Annotated in this window: 22 protein-coding genes; 14 read left to right on the top strand and 8 right to left on the bottom strand. The window is 64.7% G+C overall.

All coding sequences use genetic code 11. The annotated features are described in order from the left end of the window. Nucleotides 1-3: 3 nt before the first annotated feature. Both JGU72_RS13775 and JGU72_RS13770 read right to left on the bottom strand, forming a co-directional pair. The gene (locus tag JGU72_RS13775; RefSeq protein ID WP_199684437.1) at nt 4-663 is read right to left on the bottom strand and encodes an enoyl-CoA hydratase-related protein; all 660 of its coding nucleotides are present in this window, start codon (nt 661-663) and stop codon (nt 4-6) included. 10 nt (nt 664-673) lie between these two features. Beyond that, entirely contained in the window at nt 674-1,291 is a 618-nt protein-coding gene (locus tag JGU72_RS13770) for a TetR/AcrR family transcriptional regulator (RefSeq protein ID WP_199684436.1), read from the bottom strand. A 416-nt stretch (nt 1,292-1,707) separates the two neighbouring features. On the opposite strand from JGU72_RS13770, the gene JGU72_RS13765 reads away from it, so the two are divergent. The 8 genes from JGU72_RS13765 to JGU72_RS13730 are packed head-to-tail and all read left to right on the top strand — an operon-like array spanning nt 1,708 to nt 8,617. Continuing rightward, the gene (locus JGU72_RS13765) at nt 1,708-2,895 is read left to right on the top strand and encodes a lipid-transfer protein (RefSeq protein ID WP_199684435.1); all 1,188 of its coding nucleotides are present in this window, start codon (nt 1,708-1,710) and stop codon (nt 2,893-2,895) included. Nucleotides 2,896-2,937: 42 nt separating this feature from the next. Then, nucleotides 2,938-3,375 (top strand): type II toxin-antitoxin system Rv0910 family toxin, encoded by a 438-nt coding sequence (locus JGU72_RS13760; protein WP_199684434.1) that lies wholly within the window; start codon nt 2,938-2,940, stop codon nt 3,373-3,375. After that, nucleotides 3,372-4,232, top strand: a complete 861-nt coding sequence (locus tag JGU72_RS13755; RefSeq protein WP_199684433.1) for a MaoC/PaaZ C-terminal domain-containing protein — start codon at nt 3,372-3,374, stop codon at nt 4,230-4,232. Before JGU72_RS13760 ends, JGU72_RS13755 begins: the two co-directional genes overlap by 4 nt. Nucleotides 4,233-4,241: 9 nt before the next feature. Beyond that, a complete protein-coding gene (locus tag JGU72_RS13750) occupies nt 4,242-5,114 on the top strand; it encodes an SDR family oxidoreductase (protein ID WP_199684432.1) in 873 nt (290 codons plus the stop codon). A gap of 31 nt (nt 5,115-5,145) precedes the next feature. Continuing rightward, on the top strand, nt 5,146-6,405 hold the full coding sequence (locus JGU72_RS13745) for an acyl-CoA dehydrogenase family protein (RefSeq protein WP_199684431.1): 1,260 nt from the start codon (nt 5,146-5,148) through the stop codon (nt 6,403-6,405). Next, a complete protein-coding gene (locus tag JGU72_RS13740; RefSeq protein WP_199684430.1) occupies nt 6,402-7,259 on the top strand; it encodes an alpha/beta fold hydrolase in 858 nt (285 codons plus the stop codon). Before JGU72_RS13745 ends, JGU72_RS13740 begins: the two co-directional genes overlap by 4 nt. 35 nt (nt 7,260-7,294) lie before the next feature. Further along, a complete protein-coding gene (locus tag JGU72_RS13735) occupies nt 7,295-8,125 on the top strand; it encodes an SDR family oxidoreductase (RefSeq protein ID WP_199684429.1) in 831 nt (276 codons plus the stop codon). 45 nt (nt 8,126-8,170) lie between these two features. Continuing rightward, entirely contained in the window at nt 8,171-8,617 is a 447-nt protein-coding gene (locus JGU72_RS13730; RefSeq protein WP_199684428.1) for an SRPBCC family protein, read from the top strand. 65 nt (nt 8,618-8,682) lie between these two features. On the opposite strand, the gene JGU72_RS13725 is transcribed toward JGU72_RS13730, so the two are convergent. The 4 genes from JGU72_RS13725 to JGU72_RS13710 form a co-directional block, all read right to left on the bottom strand. Next, nucleotides 8,683-9,510, bottom strand: a complete 828-nt coding sequence (locus JGU72_RS13725; protein ID WP_199684427.1) for a hypothetical protein — start codon at nt 9,508-9,510, stop codon at nt 8,683-8,685. A gap of 81 nt (nt 9,511-9,591) precedes the next feature. Continuing rightward, nucleotides 9,592-10,701 (bottom strand): PD-(D/E)XK nuclease family protein, encoded by a 1,110-nt coding sequence (locus tag JGU72_RS13720; protein WP_199684426.1) that lies wholly within the window; start codon nt 10,699-10,701, stop codon nt 9,592-9,594. Between the two features lie 188 nt (nt 10,702-10,889). After that, on the bottom strand, nt 10,890-12,302 hold the full coding sequence (locus JGU72_RS13715) for a xylulokinase (protein WP_199684425.1): 1,413 nt from the start codon (nt 12,300-12,302) through the stop codon (nt 10,890-10,892). Nucleotides 12,303-12,340: 38 nt separating this feature from the next. After that, entirely contained in the window at nt 12,341-13,672 is a 1,332-nt protein-coding gene (locus JGU72_RS13710; RefSeq protein WP_199684424.1) for a protein kinase family protein, read from the bottom strand. Between the two features lie 210 nt (nt 13,673-13,882). Here JGU72_RS13710 and JGU72_RS13705 point away from each other — a divergent pair, with 210 nt between their 5' ends. The 5 genes from JGU72_RS13705 to JGU72_RS13685 are packed head-to-tail and all read left to right on the top strand — an operon-like array spanning nt 13,883 to nt 20,924. Continuing rightward, nucleotides 13,883-15,139 (top strand): aspartate aminotransferase family protein, encoded by a 1,257-nt coding sequence (locus tag JGU72_RS13705; RefSeq protein ID WP_199684423.1) that lies wholly within the window; start codon nt 13,883-13,885, stop codon nt 15,137-15,139. Next, nucleotides 15,132-17,909 carry an FAD-binding and (Fe-S)-binding domain-containing protein gene (locus tag JGU72_RS13700; protein WP_199684422.1) on the top strand — a complete coding sequence of 926 codons (2,778 nt, stop codon included), beginning with the start codon at nt 15,132-15,134 and terminating at the stop codon, nt 17,907-17,909. Before JGU72_RS13705 ends, JGU72_RS13700 begins: the two co-directional genes overlap by 8 nt. Next, on the top strand, nt 17,906-19,315 hold the full coding sequence (locus tag JGU72_RS13695; protein WP_199684421.1) for an NAD-dependent succinate-semialdehyde dehydrogenase: 1,410 nt from the start codon (nt 17,906-17,908) through the stop codon (nt 19,313-19,315). Before JGU72_RS13700 ends, JGU72_RS13695 begins: the two co-directional genes overlap by 4 nt. 15 nt (nt 19,316-19,330) lie before the next feature. Further along, on the top strand, nt 19,331-20,035 hold the full coding sequence (locus JGU72_RS13690) for a GntR family transcriptional regulator (protein WP_199684420.1): 705 nt from the start codon (nt 19,331-19,333) through the stop codon (nt 20,033-20,035). After that, a complete protein-coding gene (locus tag JGU72_RS13685) occupies nt 20,028-20,924 on the top strand; it encodes a D-2-hydroxyacid dehydrogenase (RefSeq protein ID WP_199684419.1) in 897 nt (298 codons plus the stop codon). The genes JGU72_RS13690 and JGU72_RS13685 overlap by 8 nt, the downstream gene beginning before the upstream one ends. Here JGU72_RS13685 and JGU72_RS13680 read toward each other — a convergent pair. Beyond that, a complete protein-coding gene (locus tag JGU72_RS13680; protein ID WP_199684628.1) occupies nt 20,909-21,616 on the bottom strand; it encodes a maleate cis-trans isomerase family protein in 708 nt (235 codons plus the stop codon). The genes JGU72_RS13685 and JGU72_RS13680 overlap by 16 nt on opposite strands. 82 nt (nt 21,617-21,698) lie before the next feature. Here JGU72_RS13680 and JGU72_RS13675 point away from each other — a divergent pair, with 82 nt between their 5' ends. Continuing rightward, nucleotides 21,699-22,190, top strand: a complete 492-nt coding sequence (locus tag JGU72_RS13675; RefSeq protein ID WP_199684418.1) for a DUF3830 family protein — start codon at nt 21,699-21,701, stop codon at nt 22,188-22,190. Here the strand turns inward: JGU72_RS13675 and JGU72_RS13670 are convergent. Further along, nucleotides 22,092-22,937 (bottom strand): maleate cis-trans isomerase family protein, encoded by an 846-nt coding sequence (locus tag JGU72_RS13670; RefSeq protein ID WP_199684417.1) that lies wholly within the window; start codon nt 22,935-22,937, stop codon nt 22,092-22,094. The genes JGU72_RS13675 and JGU72_RS13670 overlap by 99 nt on opposite strands. Between the last annotated feature and the right edge of the window lie 105 nt (nt 22,938-23,042).

Here is a 23,042-nt window from a genome sequence, read left to right as displayed (position 1 = left end):
TTGTCAGGTGACGTCGATCAATGCGGCGATTGCATCGGCGAACATCGTCTGCTTGATCGCGCCGAGCGTGCCCTGGTCCTTACCACCGAGAGGCAGCAGGAGGTCGACGGCGGCCGAGGTCACCGCGCCTTCGCCGGCGGTCGCGTCGACAATCCCTGCCACCTGAGCGTCGGTACCGCCGTAACGACGTCCGGTCGTCATGGACGCGACTGCGGCCTGGGGAGTCAGCTTCGCCTGAATCAGCGCCGCCATTCCCTTGGTGAACGGAATCCGGATGTCGACCTCGGGAAAGCAGAAGAAGCCGCGGTCGGCACGCATCACGCGAAAGTCGTGCGCCATCGCAAGCATCGAGCCGGCGCCGAACGCATGGCCGGGAAGCGCGGCCGCAGTGGGTAGCGGCAACGCGAGCATGCGGGCGAGTAGTGCTTGGACGCGTCCGACGTACCACTGCGCCTGATCGCCGTTCGCGCCGAGCCAATCCAGGTCGAGACCGTTGGAATAGAACTTTCCGCTAGCTGTGGTGACAAGACCCTGCGCGCCTTCGGCGAGGGCAGCATCCAAGTGTGCATTCACCTCGTCGAGAAATGTTGGCGAGAAACGGTTTTCATCGGTACCGAGATCGAGGACAGCGATCTTCTCGTGGTAGCTCAGGGTGGGGGACATGTCATGCTCCTTACTTCGATTTCTGACGTGGTGGTGGGCCGACTGCGAGAACGGCGCGCACAGCCGCCCGGAGATGTTCGCGGGCGACCGGATTGTGTAGTCGATCCCGTTGCAGCAGAACGCTGGTGGGCAGATCGACTATGCAGGTCGTGATGACATCGACAGCGTGGCCGTCTCTGCGGTCCCACAGATTCGACGAGAGTCGGATCATCAGGTCGACGAGTTGTTTGTCTGTGCCGGCTATTGCGGTCGCGATGTCGGTCGGTACGTCGTCGCCGAGGAAATCACTCCTGCGAACCTTCAGAAGCAGCGCCGCCGACGTCGGGAACTGCTCGCTGAGAACGGCAGGCGCATCCGCCGCCGCGACGACGGCGTCGACCGGTCCGGCGGTCGCAAGCGCTTCCTCGACAAGGATCTTCTGACCGTCGAGGAACCGGGTCGCCGCGCGTAACCAGGTGCGGCCGAGCAACTCTGCGCGCGACCCGAAGTTGTGGTAAATCGCGCCGTTCGACATGCCCGTCGTCGCCGCGACCCCTCGGATAGTCACCGAAGCCGGGCCGGATTGCACCGCCAGCAACTCGGCGGCGTCCAAGACGGCGTCGAGATCGTGGATGCGGGGGCGTGGCATGGACCGACTATAGCAGAGCGGATGCTCTGTTACTCGCGAGTGTGGTGCGGGGCACGTCGCCGCGCGCCTGTGTCGACTCCTGGACCCGTCGACGTCGGGGTTGTCGACGTCTGGACCCGTCAACGTCGGGTCGTCGACCTCTGCGTCGCACCCCGACTAGGGGGTCGCACCGAAATTCGGGCCCAATTTTCGGTGCGACTCCCTAGTCGGGGTGCGGCCGAGGAGGTGACCGGCGGAGGGGAGGTGACCGGCGAGAGGGGACGGCGGCGAGAGGGAACGGCGGCGGGGAGGTGACCGGCGGGCTTCGCGTCGTGTGCTCCACGCCACATTGTTTAGATACATGCAGGCGCGTATGTTAGTTCGCAAGGCCAGGAACGGTCGATCGACCGCCTGGATACGCAGAGGGAAGGCGTTCAATGGCGAACAAGGTCTATGTCGTCGGTGTGGGTATGACGAAGTTCGAGAAGCCTGGTTCGAAGGACTGGGACTACCCGGACATGGCGCGCGAGTCCGGCACCAAGGCGCTCGCTGATGCGGGCATCGACTACCGCGAGGTCCAAGAGGCCTACGTCGGTTACGTCTACGGCGAGTCGACGTCCGGTCAGCGGGCGGTCTACGAACTCGGCATGACGGGTATCCCGGTAGCGAACGTCAACAACAACTGTTCGACGGGATCGACCGCGCTCTATCTTGCTGCCCGCGCGATCAAGGGTGGTCTCGCGGAATGCACCCTCGCGCTCGGCTTCGAGAAGATGCAGCCCGGATCGCTCGGCACCACGTTCGAGGATCGTGAGCAGCCGATGGCCAACCACTTCGAGAAGTTGGCGCAGATCTCGGAGGTGCTTTTCCCGCCCGCCCCTTGGATGTTCGGTGCTGCCGGTCGTGAGCACATGGAGCAGTACGGGACCACGTTGGAACACTTCGCGAAGATCGGGCACAAGAACCACAAGCACTCGGTCAACAACCCGTATGCCCAGTTCCAGGACGAATACTCGCTGGACGACATCCAGAACTCGCGGATGATCTACAGCCCGTTGACCAAGTTGCAGTGCTCGCCGACCTCTGACGGCTCCGGTGCCGCGATTCTCGCTTCGGAGGCCTTTGTCGACAAGCACGGTCTCGCCGACCATGCCGTCGAGATCGTCGGGCAAGCGATGACGACCGATTTCGAGTCCAGCTTCGACGGCACGTGCAAGAACATCATCGGCTACGACATGAATGTCAAAGCGGCCCAGTCGGTGTACGAGCAGTCGGGCCTCGGGGCCGACGACTTCCAGGTCATCGAGCTGCACGACTGCTTCTCTGCCAATGAGTTGCTGTTGTACGAGGCCCTCGGCCTGTGCGCTGAGGGAGAAGCCGGGAAGTTGATCGATAACAGCGACACCACCTACGGCGGTCGCTGGGTTGTCAATCCGTCCGGCGGGCTCATTTCGAAGGGCCACCCGCTGGGTGCGACTGGTCTGGCGCAGTGCGCCGAACTGACCTGGCAGCTTCGCGGCACCGCGGACAAGCGACAGGTCGAGAACGTGACCGCCGCACTGCAGCACAACATCGGACTCGGTGGTGCCGCCGTCGTTACCGCCTACCAGCGCGCAAACCGCTGAATCTACTGCACTACCAACAACACTCAACGAGGAGAACACATCATGGGACACATCGAAGCTACCAAGACCCTTGCTGCAGGCCCGGAGGCGGTGTGGGCCACCGTTTCCGACGTCAGCACCTGGGACAAGTGGTTCACGATCCACGAGCGCTGGATCGACGAGCCGCCCGCAGTCCTGACCGAGGGTGCAAAGCTCACCGCCAAGATCATGATGCTGGGCATGGCGAACAAGATCGAGTGGACGGTCGGAGCTATCGATGCGCCGAAGCGACTCGAACTGCAGGGCACGGGAATGGCGGGCGTGAAAACGACTTTCGCGTTCACGATCGAGCCCGAAGGTACCGGATCGAAGTTCTCTGTCTCCGGTGATTTCGAAGGCGCGCTGATCAAGGGTGCGCTCGGCAAGGCCGTCGAGAAGGACGGCATCAAGCAACTCGACAAGACGCTCGAGCAGCTCGACGCACTCGCGACCGCGTCATGACCGAAGTGCTCGAGTTCGACGACGCCGGACTGGACACGTGGAGTGACGAGGAGACATTCGAGGTCCTCCGCGAACGTCTGGTCGAGTATGCACAGGCGACCAACGATCCGATCGCCGCACATCTCGACGGTGACGTCGCTAGTCCGGTGTTCGCGATTGTCCCGGTCTTCGAGTCGTTGCTCGTGCCGGCGGTCGACGTCATGCCGGTCGAACTAATTCCACGAGTTGTCCACGGTGAGCAGGATTTCCACTTTCACCGTCCGATTCGGCCCGGCGACAAACTGGTTTCGCGGGGGAAGATGACCGGCTACGAAGGTCTCGAAAACGGCACGCGAGCAACGATTCTGCTGGAATGTCGCACCGAGGACGGCGAATTGGTCAACGAGCAGTACGTGACGACCTTCGTCCGCGGCTTCAACGCGGGCAAGAAGATCGGTGTACTCAGCCCGAGCCACAAGTTCGATCCAGCGCTGCGCGAGGGTGCTCCGATCGCGAAGATCGTGCAGCATTTCGATGAGGATCAGACGTTCCGGTACGCGCCTGCCGCGGGTGATCCTATGCCGATCCACCTGGACGAGGAGGTTGCTCGCGACGCCGGTCTGCCGGGAATCATCGGACACGGTCTGTGCACCATGGCGTTCGCGTCCTGGGGTGTGCTGACCGAGGTCGGCGGCTCGGATGTGAACCGGCTCCGGAGGTTTGCGGTCCGGTTCTCGAAAATGGTCATTCCCGGTGACGATCTCGAGACCCGAATCTGGAGAGTCGGCACCGAAAACGGTGTCACCACTTACGCATTCGAGACCGCGCGCGGTGACGACTTCGTCATCACCGACGGTCTCGCCGAAATAGCAGACTAGGAGCATCTCATGGGTGCATTGGACGGACGGGTTGCCGTCATCACGGGCGCGGGCCGAGGCATCGGCCGCGAGCATGCGCTGCTCTTCGCCAAGGAAGGTGCGTCCGTCGTCGTCAACGACCTCGGCGGCACCAACAGTGGTGAAGGTACCGACGTCGGGCCCGCGCAGGAGGTTGTCGACGAGATCGTCGCAGCCGGCGGTAAGGCGGTCGCGAACACGGACAATGTAGCAACCTGGGCAGGTGCGAAAGCGCTTGTGGACCAAGCGATCAGCGAGTTCGGTCAGCTCGACGTCGTCGTGAACAACGCCGGCATTCTGCGCGACAACTTCATCGCGTCGATGGAGGAGTCGCAGTGGGACGCTGTGGTGGCGGTGCATTTGAAGGGGCATGCGGCTGTTCTGCATCACGCCGCGGTGTACTGGAAGGCACAGTCGAAGGCGGGGGACCAGCCCAACGCGGCCGTGATCAATACTGCGTCCGCATCGGGGGTCACCGTGCCGCAGGCTGGGCAGACCAACTACGGCGCAGCGAAGGCCGGTATCGCCGCCCTGACTCTCGTTGCCGCTGACGAACTCGAGCGGTACGGCGTGCGTGTGAACGCGATCGCGCCGATCGCCAGGACCCGACTCACCTTGGCGACGCCAGGGATGGGTGCAATCTTCGGTGCCGATGTCGAAGAGGGCGAATTCGACTACTTCAGCCCCGCCAATATCTCGCCGGTGGTTGCCTACCTGGCAACCGAGAAGTGCCCGTTGACCGGTCAGGTCTTCGCGGTGCAGGGCGGCGCGATCTCGACCCTCCAAGGTTGGACCGACGTTCGGACGATCGAGGCCGAGGGGCCATGGTCGATCGACGACATCGCCGACCGCCTGCCGAACTGAGCAATCCTCTTCCCGTACAAAGGAGTACGCCATGATCGAGTGGTCCGAAACAGACCTGTTGATGCGTGACAGTGTGCGCACGTTCATCGACAGAGAGATCCGTCCGCACCTCGACGAACTCGAGACCGGCGCAATGACTCCGTACCCGATCCTGCGAAAGTTGTTTGCGGAGTTCGGCGTCGACGTGATGGCCGCCGAAGCAGTGAAGAACATGCTGGACAAGGAGCGTGCCAAGGCAGCCTCCATCGCTGCGGGTGAACCGAGGCCGGAGAAGACGAGATCAGGCGGAATGGGCGAGATCGGCGCGCAGGCCTCGATGGGCGCGATCATCCTCGCCGAACTGGCGGGCGTGAGCTTGGGTCTGGTTGCAGCGGTGGGCGTGAGCCTCGGTCTCGGCGCCGCGACGATCATGAGCCGTGGCACACTGGCGCAGAAGGAACGCTGGTTGCCCGAGTTGATGACACTGGAAAAGATTGCAGCGTGGGCTATTACGGAGCCCGATGCCGGATCGGACGCGTTCGGCGGCATGAAGACCTACGTCAAGCGTGACGGCGAGGATTACCTGCTCAACGGGCAGAAGACGTTTATCACCAACGGACCCGATGCCGACACCATCGTCGTCTACGCCAAGCTGGACGAGGGCGATGGCGCCGACAAGCGCGACCGGAAAGTACTGACATTCGTGCTCGATGCGGGGATGCCGGGTCTGACACAAGGCAAAGCGTTCAAGAAGATGGGCATGATGTCTTCGCCCACCGGCGAATTGTTCTTCGACAACGTGCGCCTCGGGAAAGATCGTCTCCTCGGTGAGACCGAGGAGCACAAGGGCGGCGACGGACGCGAAAGTGCCCGAGCGAGTTTCGCCGGTGAGCGTGTCGGCGTCGCGATCCTGTCACTGGGCATCATCAACGAATGTCACCGCCTGTCGGTCGATTACGCGAAGGGCCGCAAGTTGTGGGGCCAGCGTATCGGTGACTTCCAGCTGATCCAGCTCAAGCTGGCGAAGATGGAAGTCGCGCGGATCAACGTACAGAACATGGTGTTCCAGGCGTTGGAAGGTTTGCAGGCCGGCAAGCTCCCGTCGCTGTCGGAGGCATCGGCTGTGAAGCTCTACAGCTCCGAAGCCGCCACCGAAGTTGCTATGGAAGCCGTGCAACTGTTCGGCGGCAACGGGTACATGGCCGAGTATCGCGTGGAACAGCTTGCACGCGATGCGAAGTCGTTGATGATCTACGCCGGTAGCAACGAGATCCAGGTGACCCACATCGCGAAGGGCCTGCTAGGAAAATGATCGCGGAGACCCGAGTGTGCTACAACGGCGTGCACACTCGGGAACTGTCCGTCGCGGGTGACGGACCGCCGATCGTGCTGTTCCATGGGTTTGCCGATTCGGCCGACACCTGGCGCCCGATGCTCGAACGGCTGGAACAGGCGGGGCGCGCCGCCGTCGCCGTCGATCTCCCAGGCTTCGGTGCCGCGGATGCCCGAACTGCTGGGCCGTTGCTGCCGCAGTTCGACGGCTTCGCGGATGCTGTTGTTGCGGTGCACCGTCCGGCAGTGCTGGTAGGAAATTCGCTCGGTTCGGCGACGGCAGTGCGCACCGCGACCCGCCATGGTCGCGACACCGTCTGCGCACTCTTCACGATCGACGACCCGATCGGCGCGCGCCACCGACTTGCCCGCAGCGCGCGAAGAAGTGACTATCGGCGTTTGTTCGACGTGGTCGGCGTACTGCCGATTCCGCGGGCCGTACTTGCTGTCGTGGTGCGCGAGGCACTACGTCGCGTGCTCTATGGGCCGGGACTGGCTGCCGACCCCGACGTGCTGGCGAAATGGGTCGCCGCCGCACCGAGTATGGCCACGATCTCCGCGCTGGGGCGCGACGCAATCAGGTACGCCCGAGAGACCGAAGGCGGGCATCGTCGACCGTCGATCGAGTGTCCGGTCTTCATCCTGCACGGCGCCAAAGACCGGATCATTCCGGTCGATTCGAGTCGAGTCCTGCACGAGGCCGTGCCCGGTAGCGAGCTGGTCGTATTGCCGAGGTCGGGGCACTGCCCACAGCTCGACGATCCGGCGCAGGTCACGGGATTGCTCCTGGACTTCTTGCAACGCACCGGAGTCCTCGCCCAGCAGGCCGGCTGATGAGTCCATTCGCACACACTGATCGAGGAGTGACTATGAAGCGATCGTCCGGTCCGAAGGTTGTGGCAATCACGGGCGCCGCCCGCGGAATCGGGCTTGCCACGGCGAAAGCGTTCGTCGAACGCGGCGCGAAGGTGTCGCTCGGCGATCTCGACGTCGACCTGGCAAAGAAGTCGGCAGCCGCGTTGGGCGGCAACGCGATAGCGCTGCCGCTGGACGTCACAGATCCCGAATCGTTCGCGGCATTCCTCGCCGATACCGAGGGCGCGCTCGGGCCCGTTGATGTGCTGGTCAACAACGCCGGAGTCATGTTGACCGGGGACTTTCTCGCCGAGAAGGCATCGACCGCGGACAAAATGATTGCCATCAATCTCGGCGGGGTTATCACGGGCGCGCAAATCGCAGCGAGACGATTCGTCGAGCGCGGCGAGGGCCATATCGTCAATATCGCCTCGATGGCGGGTGCGGCCGGATTCCCGGGCGTGGCGACATACTGCGGCACCAAGTTCGGCGTCGTCGGCTTCACACTCGCGCTACGAGAAGAGCTGGCGCCCAGTGGCGTCCACGTATCGGCTGTCCTACCGGGAATAGTCCATACAGAACTGTCTGCGGGGTTGAAGATCTCACCGCTGGTCGAGAAGTTCGGCTCGGTCGAACCGGATGACATTGCGGCAGCGGTCGTGCGCACCGTCGACCGCAATTCTGCGCTCACGTACGCCCCTGAGCGGCTGGGCCTTGCCCTGCGAGCAGCGTTGGCCATTCCGGAGGGACCACGGAGGGCTCTGCAGCGGTGGCTCGGCACCGAACGGCTCTACCTGAACGTCGATCAAGCGACACGCGACGCCTATCACTCGCGCGCCGAGTAGGTTTAGCTTCCAGCAGGAGCCAGCGCCGACTGATAGGACTACGCGGTGTCCGAGAATTTGGAAGTCAGTGTCGACATTGCGGCGAGCCCCGAACAGGTGTGGGCTGTCGTCTCCGACCTCAGGCGCATGCCGGAGTTCAGCCCGCAGTGCCGAAAGATGTTCGTGCTCGGTTCATTACGTGTGGGTGCTCGGACGATCAATATCAATCGCAACGGCAGGATCTTCTATCTGACGGCGTCGAAGATCATCCGAGTGGAGCCGAACACGGCGATCGCGTGGCAGGCCGACAAAGCGGTGTGGTCCTACGTTCTCGAGCCGACGGTCGGGGGAACGAGGTTGATCGAGCGCCGCGATCTGGCGAAGCCGGTCACCGGTATCAGCAAAGCCGGTCTGCCTCTCGTGTTCGGTAGCGCTGTGGATCGCGACGCGGTTCTGACCGACGGGATGCGAACGACCCTCGGCAGGATCAAGGCGGCGGTCGAAGGAGCTTGAATCTGTCGTCGACGGTAGAGACTGCCCCACTCGGATGGGCGTGGGGCAGTATCTAGGCCAGCGGGTCAGTGGTCGTGACTGCGTCTCGCAACGAGCGCGATTCCGGTACCGGATGCCGCGCTGTGTCGTTGGCGATCCCTACCGATCGGGAACAGCGGCGGCAAATGCCAGTGCTGTGCAATCGCATTGCGCGAGCGAACGAATCCGAGACCCATGACGAGGCCGAAGATGAAGTGTCCGATGAGGGACAGCGTCATCGTCCTGGCAGTCAGCGGAAAGAGGTGTTCTGCACCGTGCGGCGACAACGCAATCGTTGCGACGAGCCCGGTCCAGACGGGGAAGACCGCGAAACCGACCGCGGCGAGAACAGCGTTGCGCTTCGACCATCGATCGATCCCGATGGCAAGGGCAAAGATGAAGAATGTGATACCGATTCCGCCACCGTCGCCGATGTATCGCCAGAGGTAGCCGACAATCGCGCCACCCCAGGTGTTCGAATCGTTGGTGATCCAGGTGCCCATCGTCGGGATGAAATCGGACCACAACCCGAGCAGGTAGACCGTGTCGAGGCGGAAAATGTCGTACACGATGCACGCCACGATTCCCCAGAGCAGTCCGTGGCCGACGATTCGATCAGTCGGATGGGGGGCGAAGTACGCGAGCACCGTGAGCGCCGCCGCGAACGGGATGATCACAAACGCTGCAGACGTATTCAGCGAAACGAGGCCGAAGACTTGCACCGAGATTGCCAGCAACGGCATTCCGGCGAGCATCAGATACAGACCGATGCGCGTGGTCGACCAGCGATGACGTGGAGCGGGCGGGTTAGGCAGCGCGTGCAGGGGCGGGCTGTTCTCGTGCAGCTCTGGCGCAAAATTCACATGCTTGGACATGCTGGATTCCTTCCGTTGGATGTACCGGTGACAGAAGGGTAGGGGTCCGCACTCGATATGCGGAATGGGTAGATCTCCCCACTACAACTGTGAACCGAGCATCCAACCCCGGCCGACGCCATGGGGGCTGCCGCCCAAGCGACCAGGCTCGACGTCGATTTCCGCGCGCCTGTGGAAATGCTCGGTGAGGATGGCATCTGCGTCGCGGTCCTCGTGCAACGCCAGGCAAGGAGCAACGAAATCGCACGTAGCGCAGTGCGACGGTGCGGGATTCGGATAGATGCGGAGGTCGCCGCGTACCATGTCGAGAATTTCTGTTGCCAGTTGCGCACCGGCAGAACGGACTTCGGTGCGATCGCGTCGGACGGTCGTGCGGCGCACGCCGTCGCCTGCGGTCTGGACAACGCGCTCGGCGTTCTCGGCGGGCCGGCCTTTCACGTAGATCCGTCGTGGTGACGAGACCCCGCGCCCACCACCACTCGGCTCGTGTTGCGGAATACCGCCACGGCGATGCTGCGCAAGGGTAGTGCGCTCGCCGGGCGCCGCAGCCGTCGACGAAATGTCGTTGTAGATCGTGCCGGTGATCGCCATACCGTCGTAGTAGCGCTCCCATGCCCAGCACGCCGTCAGAGACTCCTCGTCGAGCAGCAATTGCTCGGTCGCGGGAAAGGGCTTGCCGGACAGGCAGTGTCGAACGATCCAGTAGTTGTCGTGTTCATCGATGGCCAGCAGGTCGATGCGGCCGGTATAGGTGACCCCGCTTCCGTCCGGCCCCGGCAGGCCTCGCTCGGGATCGGCGGGGTCGGGCACCAACGCCTCGAAGTCGGTCGCGACGCGGACCGGCGAGAATCGGTCCACCCGCGGCGCCCACGTGAAGTACCGCTCCAGGATGTCATGGCCCGTGGTCATGAGCGCCTGCCAATCGGTGCTGCAATGGCGTTCGTCGAGTCCCGCCCGCTGCCGCTGCAGAGAATCGTCGAACGCTTTGAGCACGAGCGGGAGGACGATGGCCGAGTTCCAGTCCCACATACCCGGGAAGTAATAGACGGCGAGCGCGTCGTGGATCGCCCGGTCCAGGTCGTGGCAGCGGCGGTTCGGCGCGCGACGCCGGCGCATGGTGGCGCTGAAGTCCCATTGGCGACGGCATCGCTTGAATGCCGCTCGGTCTGCGGCGCTGACGACGTAAGTCATGACGCGCGTTCGGTCGGTCCGGTGCCAGGCACACCAACAGGCAATCGGCAGCGGTCGCCGCTGCAGCCGGTTATGGCCTTCAGTTCGGCGAGCAGGGCGTCGAGCAATCGCTCCCGGTCCACGGCTACCTCGCACAGCTTGTCCCGGCAGCCGATTTTACGCCCCTCGACCAGGGTTTGCCCAACGCGTCAGCTTTGGAGTGGCGAGCCATCCGTGAGATCCCTTACCGCGCTGTACCGTTCGCGGATCTCGGGCGTCGGGTCGGCGGTGTAGACGGCGGGCTCCGACTGCGACCATTGCGGTGGTGCGGCCGCGCCGGACAGTGTCCACGCTGCCTGCCGAGCCGCGCCGTCGGCAACGTACTCGCCAGGCTCCGGAACGGCTACCGGCATTCCCAGTATCGCGGGCGCGAGTTCGCGAACGGCGCGCGAACGTGCGCCACCCCCGACAAGCAGAACCCGCTCGGTCCGGACACCCTGATCCCGCAGTCGGTCGATGCCGTCGGCGAGACCGCACAGCAGTCCCTCGACCGCCGCGCGTGCCACGTGGCCCGGCGTTGCGGTCGACAGGGTCAGACCGTGCATGGCGCCGGTCGCGTCAGGGCGGTTCGGTGTTCGCTCACCGTTGAGGTACGGGACGAGAACCAGACCGTCACTGTGTTGGGCAAGCGCAAGTTCGGACAATCGGTTGTGATCGACCCCCAGCAGTCGTGCCGTCGCGTCGAGCACGGGGGCGCCGTTGAGTGTGCACACGAGCGGAAGTTGGCGACCCGTAGCGTCGGCGAAAGCAGCGACCTCACCCGACGCGTCGTGCGTGACCGTGTTGCTCACCGCGGACACGACACCCGAGGTGCCGATCGACACGATGACGTCGCCCTCTCTGGCATCGAGCGCGAGTGCGGCGGCGGCGTTGTCTCCGGTGCCAGGTCCAAGGATGGCATCGTCTGCGAAAATGCTTGCGCGCCCAGTTACTTCGTTAGGGGCGACTACTCGCGGGAGCTGCGGATGGCGGTGTCCGAAGGCCAATTCGAGGATCTCGGGAAGGTACTCGTCCGTGCCGCTCGCGAAATAGCCTGTGCCGCTTGCATCGCCGCGATCGGTGACCAGAGCGTCGAGTGTGCCCGAACCGGCAAGTTTCCACGTCAGCCAATCGTGCGGCAGACAGACGGCAGCGGTGCGGTCGGCGTTGGCGGCCTCGTTGTCCGCAAGCCAGCGCAGCTTCGAGACGGTGATGGCCGCGAGGGGAACCACGCCGACCGCATCGGCCCACGCTTGCGGACCGCCCAACTCGGCGACGAGTTGCGCTGCCGCCCCGGCAGATCGGGTGTCGTTCCACAGCAACGCCGGACGAACGACCGACCGGTCCCCGGCCAGACAGATCATCCCGTGTTGCTGCGCGCCCACCGAAATTGCGGCCACATCGGCAATTCCGCCGGCATCGTCCACTGCCCGTTCCAGCGCGAACCACCACAGCATCGGATCGACCTCGGTGCCGGGTGGATGCGACGCCCGACCCTGCCGAATCAGGTTTCCGGTCGCCGCGTCACGAACGACGACCTTGCACGACTGTGTCGACGAGTCCACTCCTGCAACGAGAGGCATGCCATCGAGCGTAGTGGTCGAACTCGGAGTAAAGGTCGCTACCGCGCGGGCATGCACGGACCGTTCGGCGCCGGTTGATGGCTGTAGCCCGGGTAGCAGGGGAGAACCTGAGGCTGCGGAGCAGGCTGCTGTGGAATCTGCTGTTGCGGGAACTGTTGCTGTTGCGGGAACTGCTGCTGGCCGACCGGCATGCACGGGCCGTCCGGCGCAGGCTGGTGTGTGTAGCCGGGGTAGCAGGGCAGGACACCGGGCGGGCTGGGGGCCGGAACCTGCGGCGGTAGCTGCGGTTGTGGGCTCGGGAGCTGCGGTGCCTGCTGCTGCGGTTGCTGCACGGGTGTTTGTTGCTGCGGGGCCGGTTCGGCGGTCTGCTGGGCCGGCGCCTGCTGGGCTCGAGTCTGGGCTGCGGCGCTGCTCCGCGGCGCGGGTACGACTCCGCTGGGATTCGCCACCGAAGTCACGGGAGCGGTCGTCGCGGGTTCGTCCTTGAGGCTGCTCTCCGGGATGTCGATGATCGACGCCACGGCCACCCACACGAACACCACGACTGCCAGGAAGGCGGCGCCGATCAGCACCAATTTGCGGACCGAGCGGCGGTCGGGAGTCGTCCTGCCGGGTGCAGATACCGGACCCGGCGGCAGTAGTGGACGGTTCGGCGCCTCGAGCGTGCGCGAAAGAATACGCACGACCGTGTCTGCCGTGGTGACGCTGCCGTCGAGCGATCGCAGCGCGATGGTGGAGATCTCCTGCGGCACCTCCGGGCGCAGCGTGTGCGGCGGGGTCGGATCCTGCGTCGGCCATTGCCCCGTCAGCAGCAGGTAGAGCGCAGCACCGAGGCCGGCCACATCCGAGCCATGGTCGTCGTTGCTGGTGACAGCTGGAAACGCCAGAACGGCGTCGCCACTGTCGCTGATTCGGATTCTGTCGGTTTGATCAAGGGACAGCGTGACGCCGCTGCGGTGGGCGATCTCGGCCGCAATCGCCAATGCCTTCATCGCGCGAGCGGCATCCGGCGGCGCGAGGCCGTCGTTCGAGACATCGCCCAACGCGGTTCCGGGCGTCCACTCGGCGATGATCGCGGTCGCCTTGTTGTCGTCGATGATGTCGAGGATTCGCGCAAGGCCGGGCGTCTTGATGCGCGCGAGCCGGGAGGTCCGTGCCCTCACCGTCGCAGCGCTCTCCGCTGCCGTCGAGACGAGAGTGATCGCGACGTTGCGGTCCCAGCGGGAATCATGGGCCTGCCAGAACTGAAGTTCGTCGGTCGTCCCCTGAACGGCCAGCAATCGGTAGCGGCCAGCGCCGATGGTGGTGCCCGCGGCGGGCCAGTCGGACACCGAGGGACGAGACTGTGTGGTTGCGTGTGCGTCGTCCATTCGCCCATTCTCCGTAGCGTCGCCGCGAATCTCCAATCGAGTGGCGGGGATAACCCTCGATTCGGCCAGTCTGAGGTATACCCGCCCGGAGTGGCCCGTACGCAGGGACTGGGTGGGTTGGCTGTGCGGGCGTTCGCGGGGAGACGACAAGGTTCCGCAACCAAACTGTAAATTGTTGACAATCTGCAAAACGGCTTGAATTATTGGCGCATGACGTCGCTCAGCCCGATTTTGAAGCAGGCCACGCCAGTGGTCGTCGACCACGCCCTCGGTAGTTGGATCTACGGTGTCGATGGCCGCCGGTATCTCGACTTCACCACTGGTATCGGTGTAACGAGCACCGGCCACTGTCATCCGACGGTGGTCGAAGCCGCTCGCGCTCAGGTGGGCTCGATCATCCACGCGCAGTACACGACTGTGATGCACCGACCGCTGCTCGAGTTGACGGAGAAACTCGGCGAAGTGCTCCCGACCGGGCTCGACAGCGTCTTCTATGCGAACTCCGGCTCGGAAGCCGTCGAAGCCTCGATACGGCTTGCTCGCATGGCGACCGGTCGGCCGAACATCATCGCCTTTCACGGGGGCTTCCACGGCCGTACCGTTGCAGCCGCATCGTTGACGAGCGCAGGCACGAAGTTCCGGTCGGGGTACGCCCCGCTGATGGCCGGCGTCCACCTCGCGCCGTTCCCTTACGCCTACCGCTACGGCTGGGACATCGACACCGCTGTCGACTTCGCGCTGCGCGAACTCGATCACCTGCTGGCAACCGTATCCAGCGTCCCGGACACCGCCGCATTCATCATCGAACCGGTGCTCGGCGACGGCGGCTATCTGCCTACACCGCCGCGCTTCCTCGACGGACTGCGCGAGCGCGCGGATCGACACGGCATTCTGTTGATCCTCGACGAAGTGCAGGCCGGCGTCGGCCGGACCGGCAAGTTCTGGGGGCACCAGTATTCGTCGGCAACGCCGGACATCATCGTCACTGCCAAAGGCCTCGCGAGCGGTTTTCCGATCTCGGCAATCGCCGCCGCTACGGACCTCATGTCCAAGGCCTGGCCGGGATCGCAGGGGGGCACCTACGGCGGGAACGCGGTTGCAGCCGCGGCGGCCGTCGCAACGCTCGACGTCGTCCGGGGCGAGGGCCTGGTCGACAACGCCCGGATTCGCGGGGATCAGTTGCGCGCCGGGCTCGACGAGCTTGCGGGCGAGTTCGACCGGATCGGGAATGTGCGGGGCCTCGGTCTCATGCAGGGAGTCGAATTCACGACGGCTGCCGGCACACCCGACGCGGAGGCCGCGCTTGCCGTACAGCAGGCGGCGATCGACGAGGACCTGCTTCTGCTCACGTGCGGTGGCTACGGCAACGTGGTCCGCGTTGTTCCTGCGTTGGTGGTGACCGCCGAAGAAGTCGACGAGGGGTTGCGGCGGTTTGCGGCTGCGCTGAAAGTGGGGCTGAGTGGCTGATCTCGGCGCTGCGCTTCGGGCGGCGGGCGTGTCGTTCGAGTCCGACGCGCGCCGTCGTGCCGAATACTCCTTCGACGCATCGAACTACCGTGTGCCGCCGCTCGGCGTTGCGTTCCCGCGCGATGCCGACGAGACCGCGGTGGTGGTGCGGGAGTGCGCGCGGGCGAACGTGCCGATCACCTCCCGCGGTGGCGGTACATCGATGGCCGGAAATGCGATCGGGCCCGGCGTAGTCATCGACTTCACCAGGCACATGAACCGCGTCGTTCACATCGACGTCGACGCCGCGACAGCGACCGTCGAGCCTGGCGTGGTCCTGACCGAGCTGGCCGACGCCGTCGGTCGATGCAGCGGTGGCGCCCTGACATTCGCCCCGGACCCGTCGAGTAAGTCGCGTGCGACGGTCGGCGGTTCGATCGGCAACGACGCCTGCGGCAACCACTCGGTGCGCTACGGCCGAACATCGGACCACGTGGTCGCGGTCGATCTTGTCACCATCGACGGTTACCGGCTCACCGCGACGCGGACGGGTCTGCTGCCCACGGACCCGACGGACCTCGCCGCCATGGCCAAGGCCGCCGACCTCAGCGCGCACCTCCGCAGTCTTGCCGCGCGGCACCTCACAGAGTTTCGTCTCGAGCTGGGGCGAATTCCGCGCCAGGTCTCTGGGTATCACCTCGTGAACCTGTTGCCGGACAAGGGCTTCGACGTAGCCAGAGCGCTGGTCGGCAGTGAGGGAACCTGCGCGGTGATCGTCGCCGCGACGGTCTCCCTGGTCCCAGTTTCGCCTGCGGCGTTATTGCTGTGCATCGGGTATCGCGACGTCGTCGACGCCGCGCGGGACGTACCGACGATTCTCGAGTACTCACCTGCTGCCGTGGAGGGCATCGACGCACTCATAGTGGCAACCATGAGGCACCGGCGCGGCCCGGACTCGGTCGGCGGTCTGCCCGCGGGCGACGCGTGGCTGTACGTGGACCTCGATGGCGACGACACTGATGAGATCCGTTGCCGAGCAGACGAATTACTACACAGATTACGAGCGGCGGGCCGACTCGTCGATGCCGGAATAATCACCGACGCGCGCGAACGGGCATTGCTCTGGCGTGTGCGCGAGGACGGGGCCGGGCTGTCGGCGCGCCTCGCGGACGGTACGGAGACCTGGCCGGGCTGGGAGGACTCGGCGGTCGCACCGCACAGGCTTGCAGACTACCTGGTCGAGTTCCGTTCGCTGCTGGACGAATTCGGACTGACGGGCGTTATGTACGGGCACTTCGGTGCGGGTTGCATGCATATCCGGATCACGTTCGATCAACGCACCGAACGCGGCCGGGCGGTGATGACCAAGTTTGTCCGACGTGCCGCGCAAGTGTGTGCCGCACACGGCGGATCGGTGTCGGGCGAACACGGTGACGGGCGTGCGCGGTCGCAGCTGTTGCCTGTAATGTACTCGCCTGCAGTACTTTCGGCGTTCGATGAGTTCAAGCGGCTGTGGGATCCGGTCGGCCTGCTCAACCCGGGCTGCATCGTCGCGCCGGTCGCCACCGACGTCGACCTCGCTCTCGAAATCATCGGTGCCGACAACAGGGGCTGCATCGGTGTCGGCCGCTGTCGCTCGACGGCCGGCGGCGTGATGTGCCCCAGTTTCCGGGCGACAGGCGATGAGAAGGACTCGACCCGGGGCCGAGCGCGGGTCCTGCAGGAAATGATCGGAACCGGTGCGAACCACAGGGGGGCGGACGAGGTCCGGGAATCGCTCGACCTGTGCCTGTCGTGCAAAGCCTGCTCGACCGATTGCCCGACCGGTGTGGACATGGCCTCCTACAAGGCAGACTTCCTGAACCTGCACTACAAGAGGCGAATTCGGCCGCGCTCGCACTACAGTCTGGGCTGGTTGCCCCTATGGCTGCAAATAGCGTCGCGAGTCGCACCGCTCGCGAATGCGGCGCTTCGCGTCAAGGGCGCCCAGCGAGCAGCGGGCATAACCAACCGTCGAACATTGCCCGCGATCACATCTGCGCGCCGACTCGACAGAGAGCTGGGCGCACGGCACGCAGACGCCGACACCGTGCTGCTGCTCGACACGTTCACCCGCGCTTTTCGTCCTGAAGTCGCGGGTGCCGCGCTGCGGGTATTGGGCGACGCGGGTCGCACGACGGAGGCCCGAACCGACGTGTGTTGCGGCTTGACGTGGATCTCCACCGGACAGCTGCGGCGCGCACGGAAGGTGCTCGAGCGATCCGCCGCCGCGCTCGATGACGGTACGGATCGTCCGATCGTGGTTCCCGAGCCCAGTTGCGCATCGGCTTTCCGACACGACTTACCCCGCCTCGTTCCGACCGATGCGGCCAGAAGAGTCGCCGACCGCATCCGGAGTTTCGCCGGCTTCGTTCCCGAGTTGATCGAAAGCGGTTGGCAGCCAACGGCTTCGCTGCCCGCCAGCGTGACGGTCCAGACGCATTGTCACGAGTACGCGAGTTTCGGTCCGACCGTGCAGGCGAAGGGTCTCGCAGCGGTCGGCGTGACCGACGTGCGTGAAGCAACCGGATGTTGTGGCGTTGCAGGCAACTTCGGCTTCGAGACCCAGCACTACGACCTCAGCATGCGTGTTGCGGAACAGGCGCTCGGACCAGCTCTGCGTGCGACCTCGCCGGAAACCCCAGTGCTCACAGACGGATTCAGCTGCCGCATGCAAGTAGATCACCTCGCACCCGATCGACGTCCGCTTCATCTTGCCCAGTTGCTCGACCCCCAGAAGGATTCGGAATGAACACCCCGACAGAGCTGTACATCGACGGAAAGTGGACGCCCGCAAAGTCGGGTGGCACGTTCGAGGTGGAAGATCCCGCGACAGGGCAAGTCCTCGTCAGCGTTGCCGACGGAGGTGTAGCCGATGCCGAGGACGCCATCCGTGCCGCGGCGAGTGCGCAACCCGAGTGGGGACGCACGGCCCCGCGCGCACGGAGCGAGATCCTGCGCAGGGCCTACGAAATGATCCTGGAACGTACCGAAGAGCTTGCGTCCTTGATGACCGCCGAGATGGGTAAACCACTTGTGGAGGCACGGGGCGAAGTTGCCTATGGCGCGGAGTTCTTTCGGTGGTTCGCGGAGGAAGCGGTGCGTATCGGCGGCGACCACACCACGACCGGAGACGGCAGCAATCGGATCGTAGTGACGAAGGAACCTGTGGGTCCGTGCGTGCTCGTCACGCCGTGGAACTTCCCGCTTGCCATGGGAACTCGCAAGATCGGACCTGCAGTCGCGGCGGGCTGCACGATGGTTTTCAAACCGGCCGAGCAGACACCACTGACGGCGTTGGCGCTCGGCCAGATTCTCGACGAGGCGGGCCTGCCGCCCGGCGTACTGAATATCGTCACGACGACGGATCCCGGTGCGGTCGTCGGGCACTGGCTTGCCGGGGGCATCGCGCGCAAGCTCAGTTTCACCGGATCGACCGAGGTCGGTAAGTTGCTGCTGGCGCAAGCGGCGACAAACGTCATGCGGACGTCGATGGAATTGGGCGGGAACGCACCGTTCATCGTGTGCGCGGACGCGGACGTCGACCGCGCGGTTGCCGGTGCGATGGTGGCGAAGCTGCGCAACATGGGGGAGGCGTGCACCGCCGCAAACCGGTTCTACGTTCATCACACGATTGCGGCGGAGTTCGCCCGCAAGCTCGCGGACGCCATGGCGGCCGCCACATTGGGTCCGCTCATCGACGACGCGGGCCGATCGAAGGTCCAGCGGCTCGTGACCGACGCCGTTTCACGTGGAGCACAGGCGATCACGGGCGGCGTGACGCCGGCGGGTCCGGGCTACTTCTACCCGCCTACCGTGTTGGTGGAGGTCGACCGAGGGTCCGAGTTGTTGCGCACCGAGATCTTCGGTCCGGTGGCGGCGATCCTGACCTTCGACGACGACGATGCCGCGCTCGCCGCTGCCAACGACACCGAGTGGGGGCTGGTCGGCTACCTCTTCACTCAGGACATCGATCGCGCGATGCGGTTCAGTGAGCTACTCGAGGTCGGTATGGTCGGGCTCAACACCGGCTTGGTTTCGAATCCCGCGGCGCCTTTCGGCGGGGTGAAACAGTCCGGTCTCGGTCGAGAGGGCGGCCGGGTGGGCATCGACGAGTTCCTGGAATACAAATATCTCGCGATCCCGCGGCAGATCTAGATCGAAGGAGGAGTCGTGGCAAGACCACTGACACCGTTGAATGCGCCGCAGACGGCGGTTGTCATCGCCGATCAGTTGCGCGAGTACATTCTGGACGGCTCCTACGGACCGGGAGCACAGCTCAGCGAGGCGCACCTCGCGGGTGAACTCGGGGTGTCGCGCGGGCCCGTGCGCGAGGCCCTGCAGCGGTTGGTGCAAGAGGGCCTGCTGGTCAGCCATCGCAACCGTGGCGTGTTCGTCGTGGAACTCACGCCGGGGGATGTGGCAGAGATCTATGCGGCCCGGGAGGCGATCGAAATCGCCGCAGTCCGAATGATCTTCGGGCGAAACGACGAGCTGCGGGCGCATGCGGCGACTCGCCTCGGACAGATCGTGGCGAGCATGCCGGCCCTCGTCGCCGCCAACGACTGGGTGAACGTCGCGAAGCAGGACCTGCTCTTTCACACGAGCCTCGTCGAGGCGACCGGCAACTCGCGCCTGGTTCGCATCTATTCGACCCTGGCTGCGGAGTCTCGAATCTGCATGGTGCACCTGGAAAACGCCTACAACCGGCCCGAGGCGATCACCGAGGAGCACGCGCACCTCGTCGACCTCCTGTCGGGCGGTCCGCTCGAGCGGCTGGTCGAAGCTATCGGCGAGCACATGGCGACTGCGGTCGTCGACCTGACGACGCTGATGGCGCGCGCCGATCTGCCCGGTGACGAGGCGCCAGTTGGCTGAGCAACCGACCGTCGCCGTTCTGCACGCCGACCACGTCCCTGACCTGGCCGCTCTGAAAGACGTTGTTCAGCTTCGGTTCGCGACGGCACCCGACCTCGCCGAAGCGGTCGCCGGCGCCGACATTCTGCTCGTCTGGGACTTCTTCTCGACTGCTCTGCGCGATGTGTGGCCCCGCGCGTCGGCGTTGCGCTGGGTGCACGTTGCGAGCGCGGGTGTCGACAGCCTGCTCTTCGACGAGTTGGTCCGGTCGGATGTCGTGGTCACCAACTCGCGCGGGGTATTCGACCGGCTGCAGCGTGACTCCACCTGGAAGCATCGAGAAACCGAGCAGATCGCAGGCAAGCACGCGGTGGTGGTCGGAACGGGTTCGATCGGGCGCGCGACAGCCGGTTTGCTGCGCGCGGTAGGGCTGCGCGTCAGCGGCGTCGGCCGGGTCGAAAGAGAAAACGATCCGGACTTCGGAACGGTGCACGCAAGCGAGCGGCTTGCCGAAGTTGTCTGCGACGCCGACTATCTCGTTCTCCTGGCACCGCTGACCGAGCGGACGCGGGGACTCGTCGATCGGAAGGTACTGGCCGCATTGCCTGCGTCCGCGCGCCTGATCAACGTCGGACGTGGCGAACTCGTCGTGACCACCGATGTGGTTGCCGCACTGCAGGAGAACGTTATTGCCGGTGCTGCGCTGGACGTATTCGAGTCCGAGCCGCTCCCTGCCGACCATCCGTTGTGGGCACTCGATTCGGTGCTGGTCACGCCGCACATGAGCGGCGATGCCATCGGCTGGCGGGACCGGCTCGCGCAGTTGTTCGTCGAGAATTGCGAGCGCTATGTCGAGGGCCGCGAATTGAACAACATTGTGGACAAGGTGCGCGGCTATGTCACCGGTTGAAGGAACAAGCGCCCCAGGCCTTCTCGATCGGTCGGCGCGCCGACCAGTCGCAATCCCTCCCACACTGTCACCTGGTTGGCGGTGAGCACCGGCTTGCCGATCTCTTTTTCGAGTGCGCTGATGTGGTCGGCGGTATGAAAGGCGGTGTCCGGCAGCAGAACAGCTTCGGCTTCGGGATCGTCGCCGAGGCGCGCGATCTCGAGCAGACGTTCGACGCTCAACGTCCCGACCTCTGCGGCGGTGAAGATGTCATGACTGCTGACGCGCGTCACGACGATATCGGCGGCGTGGAGGAAGTCGGCGAAAAGTTGCGCAACATCCGCCGGATAAGTCGCGGCTACCGCAACTTTCCGGAGTCCGAGACTCTTGATCGCGTGGACGAAGGCCAGCGACGTACTCGAGGCGGGCACCCGCGCTGCTTGGGAGAGCGTCCGGGCCTGTTCGTGCGCGCCCGCCCAGCCATAGGCAAAGCTGCCGCTGGTGCACGCCCACATAATCGCGTCGATTCCGTTCGGGCGCAACGCCTCCGCGCCGGCGGCGAGCGTTTCGGGCCGGCCCCAGTCGAGGAGGGCGTCGATTCGATGCGCGTCCTCGTTCATGAGCGTGTGCTGGACCGGCAGCGCGACGTCCCCGCCCAGCAGCCGTTCGAAGCGTGGGTAATCGTCCTCGGCGGAGAATCCTGGATACAACATTCCGACTGTCGCTCGCCGCACGTGCCAATCCTCCCTACGATGATTGTCAACAATATACAACCTACCCACGAATGGAGCAGGCGTGCCACGGTATATCGACATCACACTCGAAAAGCGCGACATCCGGTGTGTTGCGGAGTTGCTCGACGACCTCGCACCACGCACCTGTGAGGCTGTCTGGAATGCGCTCCCGCTCGGCGAGGACGTCTACCACGCCAAGTACGCGCGGAACGAGATCTACACGCTGGTAGAGGCTTTCGCGCCGGAAGAGCCCGGGCTCGAGAATCCGACGATCACGCCGATTCCGGGCGACGTCATGTACTTCACGTTCGCGCCATGGCAGCTGACCGCCAAGTCGCACGGCTATACGAGCCACGGCGCGAAGATCGATCTCGCGTTGTTCTACGAACGAAACAACCTGTTGCTCAACCCCGATTTCGGGTTCGTGCCAGGCAGCGTCTTCGCGACGATCGTCTCAGGGCTGGACGAGATTGCGGCCGCCTCCAACGACCTTTGGCGCCACGGCGCGGCGGGCGAGCGGTTGCGATTCGAGCGCCGCGAGGGTGGTCTCTGACGGCGGACGCCGCCGGCTTCCGCGCCAGGTGTCGATGAACAGGCGCTGTTTGATATCTGGCTGCTGGATGCCGGCGGCGCGTAGCGCTGCCCAGATCGACACCTGGTTCGCCGTGAGCACCGGCTTGCCGAGGTCGATCTCCAGTTGCCGGATCAAACCGTAGGTGCGTAAGTTCGTACAGCTTACGAAGACGGCGTCGGCGCGCGGATCGTCGGCAGCGTGGACCAGATCGACTATGTTCTCCTCGGGGACCTGCCAGATGCGATCTTCGCGGCCGAGTCCGATGCTCGACACGACATCGACAGCGGATTCGTCCAAGAACGTATGCAGCCGTTGTGTGACGCTGTCGATGTAGGGCGTGGCGACTGCAATTTTCGAGATATCGAGAGCGCGGCAGGCCTGCACCAGCGCGCCCGCAGTCGTCACCGCTGCCGGCGCACCGGCCTTGCGCATGACTGCCCGCATCTGTTCCTCGCCTGCGGCACCGCGAATAAAGCTCCCTGAGGTGCAGAGATACACAATCGCCGCCGGATCGGTGGTCAGCAGGCGGCGGGTCGCGTTGCGGACAGCGCGATCGGTGCTGATCGATTCGGCCATGGCGACAGTCGAGGGCAGGCCGAGCTGTGCGGTCCGCGTGATGAGCAGTGATACGCGTTTCGGGGTCCACCGCCAGATCTCGCGATCGAGCGCGAAGTCATACGGAACGATGATTCCGAGAAATTCTGCCTCGGCGCGTAATGTGCCCATCTTCACCTCCATATTGTCAACAATCTACTATCGGAGGTGCCACTGCGAACCTGGCCGAAAGCTTTCAGTTGGGTTGTGGGGTACTGCCGACTTCGCCCGGGAAGG

This window comes from Antrihabitans auranticaus, from assembly GCF_016481275.1.
Lineage (GTDB): Bacteria > Actinomycetota > Actinomycetes > Mycobacteriales > Mycobacteriaceae > Antrihabitans.
Note: the sequence above shows the minus strand (reverse complement) of the source record. Positions and strands in the feature narration are given on the sequence as shown.

Bases quoted from the DNA above. Each gene is read 5' to 3' on its own strand.
- JGU72_RS13760 (WP_199684434.1), top strand. From the start codon at position 2,938: ATGGGACACATCGAAGCTACCAAGACCCTTGCTGCAGGCCCGGAGGCG.
- JGU72_RS13740 (WP_199684430.1), top strand. From the start codon at position 6,402: ATGATCGCGGAGACCCGAGTGTGCTACAACGGCGTGCACACTCGGGAA.
- JGU72_RS13720 (WP_199684426.1), bottom strand. From the start codon at position 10,701: ATGACTTACGTCGTCAGCGCCGCAGACCGAGCGGCATTCAAGCGATGC.
- JGU72_RS13765 (WP_199684435.1), top strand. From the start codon at position 1,708: ATGGCGAACAAGGTCTATGTCGTCGGTGTGGGTATGACGAAGTTCGAG.
- JGU72_RS13715 (WP_199684425.1), bottom strand. From the start codon at position 12,302: ATGCCTCTCGTTGCAGGAGTGGACTCGTCGACACAGTCGTGCAAGGTC.
- JGU72_RS13775 (WP_199684437.1), bottom strand. From the start codon at position 663: ATGTCCCCCACCCTGAGCTACCACGAGAAGATCGCTGTCCTCGATCTC.
- JGU72_RS13755 (WP_199684433.1), top strand. From the start codon at position 3,372: ATGACCGAAGTGCTCGAGTTCGACGACGCCGGACTGGACACGTGGAGT.
- JGU72_RS13670 (WP_199684417.1), bottom strand. From the start codon at position 22,937: ATGGGCACATTACGCGCCGAGGCAGAATTTCTCGGAATCATCGTTCCG.
- JGU72_RS13695 (WP_199684421.1), top strand. From the start codon at position 17,906: ATGAACACCCCGACAGAGCTGTACATCGACGGAAAGTGGACGCCCGCA.
- JGU72_RS13745 (WP_199684431.1), top strand. From the start codon at position 5,146: ATGATCGAGTGGTCCGAAACAGACCTGTTGATGCGTGACAGTGTGCGC.
- JGU72_RS13770 (WP_199684436.1), bottom strand. From the start codon at position 1,291: ATGCCACGCCCCCGCATCCACGATCTCGACGCCGTCTTGGACGCCGCC.
- JGU72_RS13710 (WP_199684424.1), bottom strand. From the start codon at position 13,672: ATGGACGACGCACACGCAACCACACAGTCTCGTCCCTCGGTGTCCGAC.
- JGU72_RS13735 (WP_199684429.1), top strand. From the start codon at position 7,295: ATGAAGCGATCGTCCGGTCCGAAGGTTGTGGCAATCACGGGCGCCGCC.
- JGU72_RS13680 (WP_199684628.1), bottom strand. From the start codon at position 21,616: ATGTTGTATCCAGGATTCTCCGCCGAGGACGATTACCCACGCTTCGAA.
- JGU72_RS13725 (WP_199684427.1), bottom strand. From the start codon at position 9,510: ATGTCCAAGCATGTGAATTTTGCGCCAGAGCTGCACGAGAACAGCCCG.
- JGU72_RS13705 (WP_199684423.1), top strand. From the start codon at position 13,883: ATGACGTCGCTCAGCCCGATTTTGAAGCAGGCCACGCCAGTGGTCGTC.
- JGU72_RS13750 (WP_199684432.1), top strand. From the start codon at position 4,242: ATGGGTGCATTGGACGGACGGGTTGCCGTCATCACGGGCGCGGGCCGA.